We start from the raw sequence: 15,391 nt of genomic DNA, 5'->3' as shown, positions 1-15,391 counted from the left end.
TCGGCGAAAAATTCTGCCCTGAGGTATGCTTGCAGGCTCTCGGCAGCATTTTTCTTCTAAGCATATGAGTTTATCGCGCCTGATCGGTGGCTTCGTCCGCAGCCATTGGCGTCCTTACGCAGCCGCCGGCGCCATGCTGACCGGTGTCGCAATCATCGGTATCTGTATTCCCCGTCAGATCGGCTTTATGGTCGATGGCCTGGCGGCGGGCAAGCTTGGCCGCGAGGCCTTGTGGCAGGCTATCGGCCTGCTGCTCCTGCTGGGCGTGGCGAACTACGGCTTGCGCGTCGCGTGGCGCATGAAGCTGTTTTCCGCCGCTTATCAATTGGGCGTCGAACTGCGCACGCGCTTCTATCGTCGCTTATCGCTGCAAGGTCCCCAATTTTTCCAGAAGCAGCGTACCGGCGACTTGATGGCTTTGGCCACCAACGATATCGATGCCATCGAAATGGCGGCCGGCGAAGCGATGCTGGCTGGTTTCGATGGTTCGCTGACCTTGTTGCTGGTGCTGGGCATGATGCTGGTCGGGGTCGACTGGCGTTTGGCGCTGTTCGCCCTGATCCCTTTCCCGCTGATGGCTTGGGCCTTCTGGCGCATCTCGTCGCACATCCATACCGCTTCCGCCGATTCGCTGAAGCGCTTCAGCGCCTTGAACGACCATGTGCAGGAAACGCTGTCGGGCGTGCGCACCTTGCGCGCGCTTGGACTGGAACAGCGCAGCAGCAACCGCTTTGAAGAACTGGCCGGCGCCGCTGCCGATGCCAGCCTGACTGCGCAGCGCTGGGAGGCTGCATACGAGCCGGCGGTCGGCCTGACCCTGACCGCGGCGACCGGCTTGTCGCTGGGCCTGGGCGGCTTCCTCGTTTGGCGCGGCGAATTGACCATTGGCGAACTGACTTCCTTCAGCATGTACCTCGGCCAATTGATCTGGCCGATGTTCGCGGCGGGCTGGGTGCTGTCGCTGATCGAACGTGGCCGCGCCGCGTATGCTCGCTTGCAGCCGATGCTGGATGCGCCGTTGACCATCGAAGATCATGGCAGCCTGCCGCATGTCGCGCCCGGCAAGCTGGAGCTGAGCGGCGTGGGTTTCACCTATCCCGGGGTGCACGAACCGGCGCTCACCGATGTTACGCTGACGCTGAAGCCGGGCCAGACCCTCGGCCTGGTCGGTCCGACCGGCTCGGGCAAATCGACCCTGCTGCGCGTACTGCTGCGCCAGGTTACGCCAACGCAGGGCAGTGCGAAATGGAGCGGCCATTCGCTTGACCAATACACCCTGCAGGCGCTGCGAGCGGCAATCAGTTGGGTGCCGCAGGAATCGTTCCTGTTCTCGGCGTCGATTGCGGACAATATCGCCCTGGCCAAGCCAGTCGCCACACGTGCGGAGGTCGAGCGCGCGGCCGACCTGGCGGCGATTCACGACGACATCCTGCTGTTCCCGCACAAGTATGAAACGGAAGTCGGCGAAAAGGGCATCACCCTGTCCGGCGGCCAGCGCCAGCGCGTTGCCATTGCACGTGCCCTGCTGTCTGACAACGACCTGCTGCTGCTGGACGACGCGCTGTCGGCAGTCGACACCGGCACTGAAACCGCCATCCTCGAACACCTGGAAGAACTGCGCCGCGCCCACACCACTCGCAGCGCCATCATTGCCAGCCATCGCCTGAGCGCGGTGGTGGATGCGGACCAGATCGTGGTGCTGCAGCATGGCCGCATCACCGAGTCGGGCACGCATGAAGAACTGCTTGCGCTGAACGGCTGGTACGCCAGCCAGTGGCGCTACCAACAACTGGAGGCCAGCCTTGACGCAGCCTGATAAACAAAGCGCTCGCGAACAGACGCGCCAGGCCGTCGGCCTCTTGAAGCAAGCCTCCAGTCCGGACCGGCACCACCTGGGCTGGGCCGTACTGTGGCTGGTCTTTGCGGCCGGCATGGAGGTGCTGGGCCCATTGCTGGGCAAGCGCTTGATCGACGAACACCTGCTGCCACGGCACCTTGAATGGATCCGCATGGCCTTGTTGCTAGGCGGCGTGCTGCTGACCGGCTGGATCGCCACCTGGGTGCGTTATCGGCAACTGGTGCGCCTGTCCGGTGTGGCCATGCGCTCGGTCCAGCGGCTGCGCGAGCGGGTCTACAGCCACGTGCTGCGGCTGCCGATGGCTTTCTTCGACCGCGCCATCACCGGCCAACTGGTGTCGCGCGTGACCAACGACACCGAAGCGGTGAAGGGCCTGTACATCCAGGTGCTGTTCGTCATCCTGGACAGCACCATCGTGCTGGTCGGCACCGTGGCCGCCATGGCCTGGCTGGACTGGCGCCTGATGACCATCGTGGTCGCGCTGCTGCCGTTCGTGCTGGTGATCGTGTGGGCCTACCAGCGCCTGAGCGCCCCGGCTGTTACGCGGGCGCGCCAACTGCGCAGCGACATCAACGCGCAGATCGCCGAATCGATCGGCGGCATGACGGTGCTGCAGGCGAATAATGCGGAACAGCGCTTCGGCGAACGCTTCGCCGGCACCAATGCGGAACACTACACCCAGCGTCTGGCCGAAATCCGCGCCAACGCCTGGCTGCTGCGCCCAGCGCTGGACATGCTGAACGTCCTGCTGCTGGCGTCCGTCATCTACATGTTCGGCCAGCGCGACATGAGCGCAGTGGAAGTGGGCGTGCTGTACGCCTTCATCAACTACGTCGCACGCGTGATCGAGCCGCTGATCCAGATCACCATGCAATTCAGCCAGTTGCAGCAATCGGTGGTGGCGACATCGCGCGTGGCGATCCTGCTCGGCGAACAAAGCGCGCCGGAGCATCGTGCGGGCGCCGGCACGCATACGCGGCATGCCGCCAACGACGAGGGCGCCGCGGCCATCGATATCCGCGCCCTCGACTTTGAGTACATCGAAGGCCAGCGCGTGCTGCACCAGCTGTCGCTGGAGATCCCGCAAGGCGCCTTCTTCGGCATCGTCGGCCACACCGGCAGCGGCAAGTCGACCCTGCTGTCGCTCCTGCTGCGCTACTACCCTGCCCCGCACGGCAGCATCCGCATGAACGGCATGCTGCTGGACGAAATCGATAACGAGCAATTCCGCGCCGATGTAGGCCTGGTGCCGCAAGATCCCTTCCTGCTTGCCGCTTCCGCGCGCGAGAATATCGACATGGGCCGCGGCCTGTCGCAGCAGGAGATTGAAACCGCGGCGCGCGCCGCGCACTGCCACGCTTTCATCATGGCGATGGAAGACGGCTACGACACCATGCTGGGCGAAGGCGGCTCGCGCCTGTCTTCCGGCCAGAAGCAGCTGGTTGCCATTGCGCGTGCGCTGGCGGGCAAGCCGCGCATCCTGCTGCTCGATGAGGCCACCTCGCGCATCGATTCGCACACCGAGCAGATCGTGCAGGTGGCGCTGAACGAGTTGCGCGGCCAGGTCACCATCATCGCCATCGCGCACCGCCTGTCCACTATCCGCGCAGCAGACCGCATCGTCGTGCTGAATCATGGACGTATCGTGGAACAGGGGCCGCACGAAGAACTTATGCAAATTGACAATGGCTTGTACCAGCGCCTCTATCTCCTGCAACAGCTTGCCGCCTGACTTCTTGTTTCCGCACGAAAAGTATTACTAGTCGATTGGTAGTCGAGGTATGCTGTTCTCCACAGGGGGGACCATGCCATGAAAAAAAGTCTATCCATCAAACGCATCTTCCTTGCGTTCTTCGCCGTTACGGTGGTGTTGGCAACTCTGACCATGCTGGCCCTGCTGCGCGTCTCCAGCAAGGAGACGGAAGCGAAGCAGGCGGCGGACTCGCGTTACCAGTCCTACCTGCTGGCCGATGAACTGCGGCAAAGTTCGGACGACCTGACACGCCTGGCGCGCACCTATGTGGTGTCGGGCGAAGGGGCTTACGAGCAGCAATACATGGACATCCTGGCCATCCGCAACGGCCAGAAGCCGCGCCCCAAAAACTATGAACGCATCTACTGGGACTTCGTCGCCGCAGGTGCGCCAGTGCCGCCCTCATCCGGCCAGACTATCGCCCTGTCGGAGCTGATGAAGCGCGCCGGCTTTACCGGCCAGGAATTCGCCAAGCTGAAAGAAGCGGAAGCCAATTCCAACGAACTGGTTCGCACCGAAGTGATCGCGATGAATGCGGTCAAGGGCAAGTTCGACGACGGCAAGGGTGGCTTTACAAAGGAAGGACCGCCCGACCCCGATATGGCGCGCCGCATCATGCACGACAAGGCATACCACCAGAACAAGGCAAAGATCATGCAGCCCGTGAACGAGTTCCTGGCCCTGCTGGACGAACGTACCAGCGCCGAGGTGGCAAGCGCCAGCGCAGCGTTCGACAGGGCGCAGTTGCTGGCGCAGGCCTTGCAAGCCATGTCGGTCATTGCGGCCGTGGCTTGCCTGCTGTTCGCCTACCGCTATATCCGCTCCGGCCTGCAGCAGGCGATCGATACCGCGGAGTGTATCGCGGGCGGTGACCTGAGCCGCGCTATCGATACCAGCCGCAGCGACGAGATCGGCCAGCTGCTGCATGCGATGGAACACATCAACAAGGGCCTGGCGGACATGATCGGCAACATCCGCAGCAGCACCGACCAGATGACGGTGGCCACCAGCGAGATCGCCACCGGGAATGCCGACCTGTCGGCGCGCACCGAAACGCAGGCTTCTTCACTGGAGGAAACCGCCAGCGCGATGGAAAACCTGACCGATACCGTGCAGCAGAACGCCAGCAACGCGCAACAGGCCAACCAGCTGGCGGCTGACGCCGCGCACGTTGCGGAGCAAGGCGGCGAGGTGGTATCGCAGGTGGTGGCGACCATGGGCGCGATCAAGGACAGTTCGTCGCGCATCAGCGACATCATCGGCGTGATCGACGGCATTGCGTTCCAGACCAATATCCTTGCGCTGAACGCGGCGGTCGAGGCGGCGCGCGCCGGCGAGCAAGGACGCGGCTTTGCCGTGGTGGCGTCGGAGGTACGCAACCTGGCGCAGCGCAGCGCGGCGGCGGCAAAGGAAATCAAGGAACTGATCGGCGCTTCAGTGTCGCGGGTCGAGGAAGGCGGACGCCTGGTCGATGCGGCGGGCGACACCATGCAGCGCATCGTCGCCTCGGTGCACAAAGTGGCCGGCATCATGGGCGAAATTACCAGCGCCAGCCAGCAACAGGGCAGCGGCATCGGTGAAGTGAACCAGGCGATCGGGCAGATGGATACCATGACGCAGCAGAATGCCGCCCTGGTCGAGCAGGCGGCGGCTGCGGCGGAAAGCCTGCAGGAACAGGCGCAGGCCCTGGCCCAGGCGGTCAGCATCTTCCGCCTCAAGGGTGGCGGCGCTGCCACTTCCCCTGTCATGCGGCCCGCGGCCGCACGTGCCAAGGTCGCCGCAGCGAGTGGCACGCCGCCGCGTCTGCCGGCCTCCCGAGCGCCCCGCACCGCATCACCCCAGCGCCAGGCCTCGCACGCGACAGAAGCGGCAGCGGCGGCAGCGCGCCCCACAGCCTCGGCACGCAATGCCGCCCCTGCCGGCGACGACTGGGAAGAGTTTTAAGCCCGGCGCCAGCGGCTATGGACGAAGCCTGCTGCCCACGCCAGGCAGCCTGCCAACACCCATGCAGCCGCCGAAGCCACGTTGGCGGAGCCATTGAAGCCAACCAGGTCCAGCGCCGCCTCCTTCGGTGCATTGAGCGCGATATACCATGTGAACAGGAACAGCACCAGGAACAGCCGTGCCCCACGCGTCAGGCCGCCCAGCAGGCTGGCCGCTGACGCCAGTGCCAGTATGCCGCCAAGTGCCGCAGCAGCGCGCACCGGCGCATCCAGCGACCAGCGCAAGGCCACCATGACCAGCGGCAGGGCGAGCAGCACGCTGGCGCTCCATTGCCGCAGGTAGCGCCGCACCACGCCGCCCGGCAGCGCGCCGGTCATGGCATCGGCCCCGTTCTGCCAGTCGCGCGGCGCGATGCCGCACACCATCACTCCCCATCCGGCGACGCCGACCGTCATCACGCCCGGCAGCACCTCGGGCGCCACCACGGCCGACGCCACCGTGCCCGCAGCCAGCAGCAGCGCCGTGGAAGGCGACATCGACAGTACCAGTGCCACCTCCGCCAGCACTTCCCCCGCAAAGCCCGGCACGCGCATCGCCAGGCCCGGCAAAGGCCGCACCGCCACCGCTACCGGGCGCAAAGCGCGGTCAGTCAGTGCCAGCAGCCGGTTGCCGCGCGCTGAGCGTGGCCTTACCCGGTCCGGCGAATAGCGGTGGAAGAAAAGCGCAGCCGGCGCCAACAGCAGGAACGACAACGCCAGGGTGACCGCCCTGATCGCCCACGCTTTCGGGTTCCATAAGGATGCCGGGATGATTACAGTGGGTCCGGACGGATCGAAAGCATGCCGTCCCAAGGCGAAGTAAGTCGTTTCGAAGTGTTCACGCAGGGTCGTCACGGCCACCGACAGTCCGGAAAAGTCGAGGAACATCGGCCACAGCACGCCCGGGCTCTCGGCCACGCCAACCAGTGCGCCGAACTGCATGCACCACAGGAAGAAGAACAGCACGTCGCCGCGCTTGCCGACCAGAGGCCCGATATTGTCGAACAGGACCGCGCAAGCGGCCGCGTAGCTGATGATCGGCAGCAGCATCAGCACATAGGTCTGCAAATAGACCAGGATCTCGATCGGCCCCTCGCCGCGCATAGCGTGCAGCGCCAGCGTGGAACCCAGGTAAGCCAGCACGAACAGCATGAGGTAGGCCACGCCGCCCAGCCAACGTCCGAATACCAGCAAGGCATTGCTGGCGCCTGTCGCGCCGATCACGGCACCCATGCCGCTTTGCAGGTCGTCCGCCACGCGCCCACGCACCAGGTAGAAGCCGCCCAATCCAAGCAGCATGCCGGCGATATGCGCGCTGCCGAAGGCCAGCGCCTGGCTGGTGTAAAGCACTCGCTTGTGATCGATCACCATCATCGTGATGCCATCGGCAGGATCGGCAATCGCAAGCCAGCACAGGGCCATCAGCGCCAGCAGCGCCACCAGCGTGGACAGCCGGCGCAACCGCAGGCGCACTTCGTTGAGCGCGATCACGCGCACGGCCAGCGCGTTCATGCAGCCTCCGCTACCGGTTCCGACAAGGCGTAACGCTGCTCCATCAGCGCCTCTTCCAGGCTAGGCTCGACCGCCAGCGCGCCTGCCATCGGTTGCCCGGGATGCGCCACGCGCAACTGCACTTGCGAACCCTGGCGCTGCGCCTGCAATACGTGGAAGCGGCTGCGCAGCGCATCGTATTCGTCCGCATCGACACTGGCCTGCCACACCTGGCCGCGCGCCCGCTGCAGGATGGCGTCCGGCGTTTCCAGCGCCAGCAGGCGGCCCTTGCGCATGATGGCCAGCTGGCTGGCGATGCTCTCCACGTCCGGCACGATATGGGTCGACACGATCACCAGCTTGCCAAAGCCCAGTTCGGACAACAGCCGGCGGAAGCGCAAGCGCTCTTCCGGGTCCAGCCCTGCTGTCGGTTCATCCACGATCAGGATGTCGGGATCATTCAGCAGCGCCTGCGCAATCCCTAAACGGCGCCGCATGCCGCCCGAGAATGAGGCAGCCGGCCGCCGCGCATGCTCGGACAGGTTCACCAGTTCCAGCAGGTGGCGTATGCGGGCCGGATCGCGCACCCCTTTCAGCGCCGCGAAATACTGCATGCACTCAAGCGCCGTCAGGTTCGGATAAACGCCAAACTCCTGCGGCAGGAAGCCAAGGCGGCGCCGCATCGCATCGGGATTGCGCACAATGTCCTTGCCGTCGAACAGGATGCTGCCGGCAGTCGGACGCGACAAGGTGGCGACCAGCTGCATCAAGGTAGTCTTGCCGGCCCCGTTGTGACCAACTAGACCGACTACGCCGCTACCAAGTTTCAGGGAAACGTCGTCCACCGCTTTCAGGTCGCGGAAAGCCTTGCTGACATTGCGTAGTTCGAGCATGTTGTTTTCGCCTCAAGTAAGTGAATGAAGCGGACTTTATCCGGCCCCCACTGGCGCTGCACGGGCATTGCGACGAACGGTTGAAATGGATGGCCGAGTGGAATTTTCTGCAACTAATTTCACAAGTGGAATTTCCACTTGTATTTTCCCCACAGTTAAGGCGTCTATCATGAAAATAGTGAGTGATCTTGCGGATTTCCCGCTTGCAACAGGCATATAATCGACCGCACACGCTGCTCATGCGACCCCAAGGACCCAAGTTGCCAGGCTTTCCGGTTTTGACGATTACCAAGCGCCTCCGTACGCTGGCTGGCGCCTGCCTGCTTGCGCCCTGCCTTGCGTTTGCCCAGTCGCCCCTCGACAACGACATCGCGCAGATCCGTGAAGTGGTACGCTTCGTTCCCGAAAAAGCCCTGGTCCAGTTGCAGCAGATGGAGCCTGTGGCACGTTCCGCCCCACCCCTGACCCGTGCCGAATTCCTGGCCCAGCTCAGCCTGACCCACCGCAGCCTCGGCAAGCAGGACGTGGCGCTGGCGCTGGCCGAAGAACTGTATGACTTCGGGCGCGCGCAGGACAACAAGATCATCATCGCCAAAGGCTTGCTGACCAAGGCCTATGTACGTTCGGCGATGAACGAGCGGCAGGTATCGCACGAACTGGCATTCGAGGCGGAACAGCTGGCCAGCACCACCAACGACCTGGTGCTGCGCGTGCAGTCCACCATCACCTCCGGCCAAAGCTACGCCGAGCAGGGCAACTACCCGGTGGCCCTGGTTCGCCTGCAGTCGGCCGTGGAGCTGGCGCAAAAGGTGGAGAACGACAAGGTGCCGCTGGCCAGTGCGCTCAATGCCCTCACCCTGTTCTACACCCAGGTGCGCGAGTACGAGAAGGCGTGGGAAACGCTGGGCGAAACCTTCGAAGTATCGGAGAGCCTGGATTCACCGGGCCGCATGGCAATTGCCAACAATACCGAATACGGCCTGGCGGTCGATACCCAACAATACAAGCGCGGCATGCGCGCCCTGTTGGCCAACCTTGAGCTGACCCGCAAGCTCGGCGCCAAGCGCATGATCGCCACTACGCTGGTGAACCTGTCCGACATCAACCTCAAGCTGCACGACTTCCCGAGCGCGCTGCGCTTCGCCAACGAAGCATCGGCCGCGGCACGCGCTGCGAGCGACGATGCCAACGAAGCCACGGCGCGCATCAATGCCGGCCAGGCCTATATGGGGATCAACAAGGTCGCCGAGGGCAAGAAGTCCTTTGCGCTGGGCATGGCCTATTACGAGAAAACCGGCGACAAGCCCGAGCTGCAAGCCCTGTTGACCGAGTACGGCGAAGCGCTGGAGCGCGTGGGCGACTACCAGGGGGCAGTGGCAGCCTACCACCGCGAGCGCCAGATTTCGAACGAACTGTTCGAAGCGCAGCGCAAGAAAACCATGTGGGAACTGCAGGAAAAGTACGACACCGAAAAGAAGAAGCGCCAGATCGAACAGCTGTCGCATGAAAACCAGGCCAAGGGCGCGGAACTGACTGCGCGCCGCCTGCAGCAGCGCATCTGGTGGCTGCTGGCGGTCGTATTCGCCCTGGCTTCGGTGATCGTCGGCCTGCTGTATCGCAAGGTGCGCCAGGCCAATGCCCAGCTTGAGGTAAAGAACCTGGAGTTGAAGGCGCAAAGTTCGCGCGATCCGCTCACCTCGCTGTACAACCGCCGCCACTTCCAGGACTACATGCGCACGCATAACCAGGTGGAACGGCGCGGCGTCAACGGCGAAGACATTGTGGGCGCCCTGTTCCTGCTCGACGTCGACCACTTCAAGCACGTCAACGACACCTACGGCCATGCCGCCGGCGATGCGGTGCTGAAAATGATTGCGGAAAGCCTGCGCATCGCACTGCGCGAAACCGACATGATCGTGCGCTGGGGCGGCGAAGAATTCCTGGCCTTCCTGCCAGCCATCCCCCGGAACGGCGTGGACGAAATCGCGCGCCGCATCCTGAACTGCATCTCGTCGCAGCCGGTGCCGTTCCAGGACCACATGATCCACGTGAACGTATCGGTCGGCTTTGCCCCGTTCCCGCTGGCGCCGGGCGGCTTGCCGCTGCCTTGGGAACGCGCGGTCAACCTGGTCGATATGGCGCTCTACCTGGCCAAGGCGCATGGCCGCAACCGCGCCTACGGCGTGCGCGGCTTCAGCAACTTCGAGCAGACCTCGATGGAAGCTATCGAGCAGAACCTGGAGCAGGCCTGGCGCGCCGGCTTTGTCGACCTGACGCTGGTATTGGGCGGCATGCCCGACGAGCCGCCGCCTTCCAATGTGGTGCCGCTCAAGAGCAAGTCCGGAAACTAGTTCTTTTCCTTGCGCGCCTCGCGGGCCGAATCCTGTATTTCCTTGCCGGCCTGCTCGACTTTTTCGCCGAGCTTTTCGGTCGCCTTGTTCAGCTTTTCGCCAGCTTGCTGCGCGGCCTGGTCCAGTTTCTCGCCGGCCTGGCCCAGCTTTTCTTCAGCCTTGCTAGCTGCCTGGTCCAGCTTTTCGCCCGCTACGCTGGCGGCTTTGTCGATTTCGCGGCCGGCCTGCTCCGCCGGGCCGAGGCGCTTGTCTTCAGGTTTCTGGCAAGCGCCCAGGGCCAGCGCAAGTGTTGCAAACAGCACGGCAATCATGCCTTTCATGGTGTCTCCTTTCCATCGAGCGTATCGAAAATGTTACGCTAGAATACTCCAATGGACGCGCACATTCCCATCCTTAAGCGGGCGGGCACGGTGCTGGTGGTGCTGGGCACCTGCGACCTGCTGGCCATCCGGTCCGGCCTGTTCCTGCTCGGCGCAGCAGCCGGGGTCGGCTTGCTATACGGCAGCCTGCACGTGGCGTCGCTGGTGCGCTGGATCGCGGTGTTCGGCTTGTGCGCCCTTGGCGTGATGATGCTGGCCTGGCCCCTGATGCAGCCGGTCGACCTGACCCTGACCCAGCTCAAGCTGCAACCGCGCGTCCTGCCCTCCCTGGTCACCAGCGCGACCTGGCTGGTGCTGCTGCACTGGCTGTACCGCACGCTCAGCGCGCCAGCTGTCCTGGCGGCGCGCCGCGCCGCCGGACACAAGCCGCGCCATATCGGATTGGCTGCTGCCAGCGGCGCCGCACTGTCGCTGATGGTGTGCAGCACGCTGGCCCTGATGCTGCATGGCGAAGCCGCGGAACGGGCGCGGCGCGCGGCCGAACGCCAGTTCGGGCCGGACTACCGCTACCATGTGGCAGCATTGAAGGTCGATGGCAAGCGTGTGGAAGGGCTGGTCACGGCGTGGAACGGCAACGAGATCCGCAGCATTCCCGTCGCATGGCAGGACGATGCTAACGGCGACCAATGACGAAGGCGCCGACCAGTGCGGCGACGCCGAATACCAGCAAGGTGCTGCAAAAAGCCAGGTTGAGGAATTTGGAAAGGTTCAGCACCCCGAGCACGGCGGCGGCCAGGAAGGCCAGCCCGAAGAACAACAGCCAGCCGGCGGTGTCGGCAGCCGAAATTTCAGTTCCCCGCTCTTGCACATGGCGCATAAAGGCGCGCCGAATGACGTTGAATGCCAGCAACACCAACATGAATGCGCCGCCTGCAGCTAACCAGCTTACCTGCATCTGCCCTCCGCATCGTGGTCCGATTATCGGCTTTGGGCTGATGGTAGCACTGAGTCTTAATCGGCGACGATCTTTTTGGGCGGCGCGGGCGGCGCAAAGGCGACGTCATCGCCTTCCGGTGCAGAATCCTGGGCGTCCGAGAACTCCAGCCAGCGATCCAGGCTGGCACGACGGCGGATGGTGATGCCCTTGTTGCTGATGTAACCAATCTGCTCGAAGTTATCCAGCTTGCACACCATCTTGGACGTGGTGGGAAGATTGTCGCGCAGGCGGTCGTAAGCCTTGCGCGCCTTCTGCTCCCACTTGGCCAGGGTGGGCTCGTTGAAGCGGTTGCTTTCGTAATAGATGGTCAAAGTGTGGTCGTGATTGCCGAAACCGACGACTGCCGCGCCCTTGCGGATGGCGGTCAGGATGTCTTCCTTGATGGTGGTAGTAGGGACGAAGATGGCCGCACGGCTATCCGCTTCATCGGGCCGCTGTAGCGGCAAGTCCTGGCCAAACTGTACACCCATTGATGTTTCCCCCCGGCTATATTCATCCGATTCTACCTCGCGCCCTTTCCCGGTTCAAGCGGCGGCGCGCCGTATAATGCGCATGCCTCATCCTCTTTATAGCCTGATAATGACAGCTTTTCCACCTGCCGCCCGCGATTTGGCAGCCGGCAATGTCCGCGACCTGCTTGCCCACGCCATCGAATATGCCGCGCCACAGCAGGCTTTAGTGGTCTTCGACCACCGCAGCCCGCTGTCCCAGGTGCTGGCCGAAGCCTATCGCGCCGCCCTGCCCGAGGGCCGTTTCATCGACTTCGACACGGTGCAGCCCGATGAGGTGCTTGCGGCTTTCGAGCAACTACAGGCGGGCGACCTGGTGGTGCTGGTGCAGACCACCAGCTTCCGCCTGAACGAATACCGCATCCGCATGGAGCTGTTCAAGCGCGGCCTGAAAGTGATGGAGCATATGCATTTGTCACGCATGCCGGATCAGCAAGGTCTTGTCTATATCGACGCGCTGGCCTATGACCCGGCGTACTACCGCGGCGTAGGCCATGCCTTGAAGGCGCGCATCAAACGGGCGCAGTCGGGCGTGGTGGAAAGCGGCGGCGAGCGCCTGGTGTTCGCTTCCCCGTTTGAAGAAGCCAAGCTGAATATCGGCGACTATGGCGCCATGAAGAATGTCGGCGGCTTGTTCCCGATCGGCGAAGTGTTCACCGAAGCGCAGGACCTGGAAGCGGTAAACGGCCGCGCCAAGGTCTTTGTGTTCGGCGACACCACCTTCCACGTCAACCGCCCGGCCACCCCGATCACCATGATCGTGGAAAAGGGCCGCGTGGTCGGCGCCGAAAACAGCACGCCGGAATTCGACAATATGCTGGCGATCATCCGCGCGCATGAAGGCGAAGTATGGGTGCGCGAACTCGGCTTCGGCATGAACCGCGCCTTCTCGCGCGAACGCACGGTCGACGATATCGGCACCTACGAGCGCATGTGCGGCATCCACCTCTCGCTGGGCGCCAAGCACGGCCAGTACCAGAAGCCGCAGTTCAAGCGCAAAGACGCCCGCTTCCACGTCGACGTGTTCGTCCAGACCGACGCGGTCTACCTCGACGATGACCAGGTCTACCGCGACGGTGGCTGGGTTCCCGCTTCCTGAGGCAGCCACTGCCAGTTGGTGATGGCGCGCAGCAGCCATTCGGCCGGGCCGTAGCTGTGGTGCTTGAGCCACCATGCGCTGAGCGCCATTTGCGTGAGATAGATAGCTGCTGCCAGCGCTAGTACGGCGATGGGAGGAAGTTCGTCGCACAGGCGCATGCCGTAGCCGGTGAACAGGCAGGCCATGACCAGCGATTGCATCAGGTAATTACTCAAGGCGAACTTGCCCATGGGCGCCAGGGCAGCGATCACGCGCGCGCCATGGCGGCTGTCGAACAACATCAGCAGCCCTGCAACATAGGCCGCGGTCAGGAAAGGTGCGGTCAGCACGCTCAGCGCCGTGGCGAAGATGATCACCGCTCCGCCGGGAGCGATCTCGGAGGCCAGCGCATACAGCACTGCGCCAAAGACGCCCAAGATGCCGAGCCGCAGGATGCGCGGCAGCCAGGCACGCAGCGCATCGACCTTGGCGAACAATTGCTCGCGTCCGGCCGCCATCCCAAGCAGGAACATGGCAAACGCGCTCGGCCCCTGGCCAAACAGCAGCAGCGCCACCGTGGACGGGAACTCGCCGATGACATAAGCCCGCGTGCTGCGCGCATCGCCATGGAAGGCTGCCAGCTTGGCGAATACAGGCTTCAGGTCGGGCGCGCCCTCGCCTGCCAGCAGGACGACAGCGCCGAGCGCCGCCAGCACCAAGGCAGCCAGCAGCAGAAGCACCGCTGCAACTTCTATCGCGCGCCGCTGCCTGTTGTACAAAGCCAGGAGCAGGAAGCACAGCAAACCATACAAGTGCAGGATGTCGCCGTAGAACAGCAGGCAGCCATGCAGCACGCCCAGCGCCACCAGCCCCGCCGAGCGGCGCAGCATGCGCGGACGGAACGCAGCGCCTGCGCGTTCGGCTGCCGCCATCTGCAAGGTAAAGCTGTAGCCAAACAGGAAAGAGAACAGCAGGTAGAACTTGGTCTCGAACAGCAGCGCGACCACGAAACGCACCGCGATATCGAGCGCACCCGCATAGCGCGGGTTGTTTATGCCGGACGCAAAATAAGGATCGGCAAACAGCCAGATATTGACGGCCAGGATACCGAGCAGCGCAAAGCCGCGCAGGGCATCTACATTGAGTAAGCGCGACTGGTTCATCCCTCGATTATATATTTAGCAATCCCGCATCGGCCAAGGCCTTGTCCCAAGGAGGCGCGGGCTGGTATTCCGCCACCAGGAAATCGATCAGCGCCCTCACCTTCGGCGAAAGCTGGCGCGTAGCCGGGTACAGGGCGCTCAAATGGTTCAGGGGCAGCTCCCAATCCGTCAGCACCGGCACCAGCCGCCCTTCGATCATGTCGCGCCAGGCCAGGAAGGTTGTCGTGTAAACGATGCCCAGTCCACGCAGGGCCGCGTGCTGCAATACCATGCCGTTATTGGCGGTGAAAGCCGGCGTCACCCGCACTGTGGCCAGCTCCTCGCCGCGTGCAAAGTGCCAAGCGATGCCGCCGGTCAGGTGGCTGAAATGCAGGCACTGGTGGCGATGCAAATCCTCCGGCACTTCCGGCCGTCCTGCCCGCGCCAGGTAAGCCGGCGAGGCGCACAGCACGCCACGGCAAGGGGCCAGGGGCCGAATCGCCAATGCACGGCTGTCCGGAATACCGCCGACACGGATGGTCAGGTCGAAGCCATGCTCGATCGGGTCGAGCAGCGCATCATCCACGTGCAGCAGCGGCGACAGCTGAGGATGCGGCAGGCTGAATCGCGCCACCGCATCGGCCAGCCATTCGCTGCCGAAACTGGACGGCGCCTGTATGCGCAGCGGCCCTGCCAGCTCGATGCCGGCATGCGTGACCAACCGCGCCGCTTCCTGCGCCTGCAACACCGCCAAGGCGCAAGGCTCAAGATAGGCCTGCCCCGCATCGGTCAGGCTCACATCCCGCGTGGAGCGATGCAGCAGGCGCGCATTGAGCCGCTCCTCCAGCGCGATCACGTGCTTGCTCACCATCGCGCGCGTCATGCCCAGCCGGCGCGCTGCGCCGCTGAAGCTGCGCTGGCGCGCCACTTCCACGAATATTTCCATTGCCTTGAGCTGGTCCATGCCAGCGATTGTCTCCATTTTGGAGACAATGTGTCAACCGTTTGCGCATTGTT

13 protein-coding genes are annotated in these 15,391 nt (G+C 63.8%); 6 read left to right on the top strand and 7 right to left on the bottom strand.

What is annotated here, in order from left to right; all coding sequences use genetic code 11:
* Window positions 1–64: 64 nt before the first annotated feature.
* From ACQ4MM_RS18920 to ACQ4MM_RS18910, 3 genes are all read left to right on the top strand, one after another.
* Window positions 65–1,816: an ABC transporter ATP-binding protein gene (locus ACQ4MM_RS18920; RefSeq protein WP_431478794.1), complete on the top strand. Its 1,752-nt coding sequence runs from the start codon at window positions 65–67 to the stop codon at window positions 1,814–1,816.
* Between the two features lie 115 nt (window positions 1,817–1,931).
* Window positions 1,932–3,590, top strand: a complete 1,659-nt coding sequence (locus tag ACQ4MM_RS18915; protein ID WP_431479053.1) for an ABC transporter ATP-binding protein — start codon at window positions 1,932–1,934, stop codon at window positions 3,588–3,590.
* A 78-nt stretch (window positions 3,591–3,668) separates the two neighbouring features.
* The gene (locus ACQ4MM_RS18910) at window positions 3,669–5,555 is read left to right on the top strand and encodes a methyl-accepting chemotaxis protein (RefSeq protein ID WP_431478793.1); all 1,887 of its coding nucleotides are present in this window, start codon (window positions 3,669–3,671) and stop codon (window positions 5,553–5,555) included.
* Here ACQ4MM_RS18910 and ACQ4MM_RS18905 read toward each other — a convergent pair.
* On the bottom strand, window positions 5,552–7,105 hold the full coding sequence (locus tag ACQ4MM_RS18905; RefSeq protein WP_431478792.1) for a hypothetical protein: 1,554 nt from the start codon (window positions 7,103–7,105) through the stop codon (window positions 5,552–5,554). The genes ACQ4MM_RS18910 and ACQ4MM_RS18905 overlap by 4 nt on opposite strands.
* Window positions 7,102–7,977, bottom strand: a complete 876-nt coding sequence (locus tag ACQ4MM_RS18900) for an ABC transporter ATP-binding protein (RefSeq protein ID WP_431478791.1) — start codon at window positions 7,975–7,977, stop codon at window positions 7,102–7,104. Before ACQ4MM_RS18900 ends, ACQ4MM_RS18905 begins: the two co-directional genes overlap by 4 nt.
* 278 nt (window positions 7,978–8,255) lie before the next feature.
* Between ACQ4MM_RS18900 and ACQ4MM_RS18895 the strand changes: the two genes are divergently transcribed.
* Window positions 8,256–10,328 (top strand): GGDEF domain-containing protein, encoded by a 2,073-nt coding sequence (locus ACQ4MM_RS18895; protein WP_431478790.1) that lies wholly within the window; start codon window positions 8,256–8,258, stop codon window positions 10,326–10,328.
* On the opposite strand, the gene ACQ4MM_RS18890 is transcribed toward ACQ4MM_RS18895, so the two are convergent.
* Window positions 10,325–10,648, bottom strand: coding sequence for a hypothetical protein (locus ACQ4MM_RS18890; protein ID WP_431478789.1), 324 nt, complete (start codon window positions 10,646–10,648; stop codon window positions 10,325–10,327). The two genes, ACQ4MM_RS18895 and ACQ4MM_RS18890, sit on opposite strands and share 4 nt — an antisense overlap.
* A 51-nt stretch (window positions 10,649–10,699) precedes the next feature.
* Between ACQ4MM_RS18890 and ACQ4MM_RS18885 the strand changes: the two genes are divergently transcribed.
* The gene (locus ACQ4MM_RS18885) at window positions 10,700–11,338 is read left to right on the top strand and encodes a hypothetical protein (protein WP_431478788.1); all 639 of its coding nucleotides are present in this window, start codon (window positions 10,700–10,702) and stop codon (window positions 11,336–11,338) included.
* Here ACQ4MM_RS18885 and ACQ4MM_RS18880 read toward each other — a convergent pair.
* Both ACQ4MM_RS18880 and ACQ4MM_RS18875 read right to left on the bottom strand, forming a co-directional pair.
* A complete protein-coding gene (locus tag ACQ4MM_RS18880; RefSeq protein WP_431478787.1) occupies window positions 11,322–11,567 on the bottom strand; it encodes a hypothetical protein in 246 nt (81 codons plus the stop codon). The genes ACQ4MM_RS18885 and ACQ4MM_RS18880 overlap by 17 nt on opposite strands.
* Before the next feature lie 92 nt (window positions 11,568–11,659).
* The gene (locus tag ACQ4MM_RS18875) at window positions 11,660–12,115 is read right to left on the bottom strand and encodes a hypothetical protein (RefSeq protein ID WP_431478786.1); all 456 of its coding nucleotides are present in this window, start codon (window positions 12,113–12,115) and stop codon (window positions 11,660–11,662) included.
* Between the two features lie 109 nt (window positions 12,116–12,224).
* Here ACQ4MM_RS18875 and ACQ4MM_RS18870 point away from each other — a divergent pair, with 109 nt between their 5' ends.
* Window positions 12,225–13,253 (top strand): hypothetical protein, encoded by a 1,029-nt coding sequence (locus tag ACQ4MM_RS18870; protein WP_431478785.1) that lies wholly within the window; start codon window positions 12,225–12,227, stop codon window positions 13,251–13,253.
* Here ACQ4MM_RS18870 and ACQ4MM_RS18865 read toward each other — a convergent pair.
* Window positions 13,220–14,395, bottom strand: coding sequence for a DUF418 domain-containing protein (locus tag ACQ4MM_RS18865; RefSeq protein ID WP_431478784.1), 1,176 nt, complete (start codon window positions 14,393–14,395; stop codon window positions 13,220–13,222). The genes ACQ4MM_RS18870 and ACQ4MM_RS18865 overlap by 34 nt on opposite strands.
* A 7-nt stretch (window positions 14,396–14,402) precedes the next feature.
* Complete coding sequence (locus tag ACQ4MM_RS18860) at window positions 14,403–15,356, bottom strand: LysR substrate-binding domain-containing protein (protein ID WP_431478783.1); 954 nt, start codon at window positions 15,354–15,356, stop codon at window positions 14,403–14,405.
* Between the last annotated feature and the right edge of the window lie 35 nt (window positions 15,357–15,391).

The organism is Massilia eburnea (assembly GCF_050709955.1).
GTDB classification, from domain to species: Bacteria; Pseudomonadota; Gammaproteobacteria; order Burkholderiales; family Burkholderiaceae_D; genus Rugamonas; species Rugamonas eburnea_A.
This window is presented reverse-complemented; position numbering and strand designations above follow the sequence as displayed.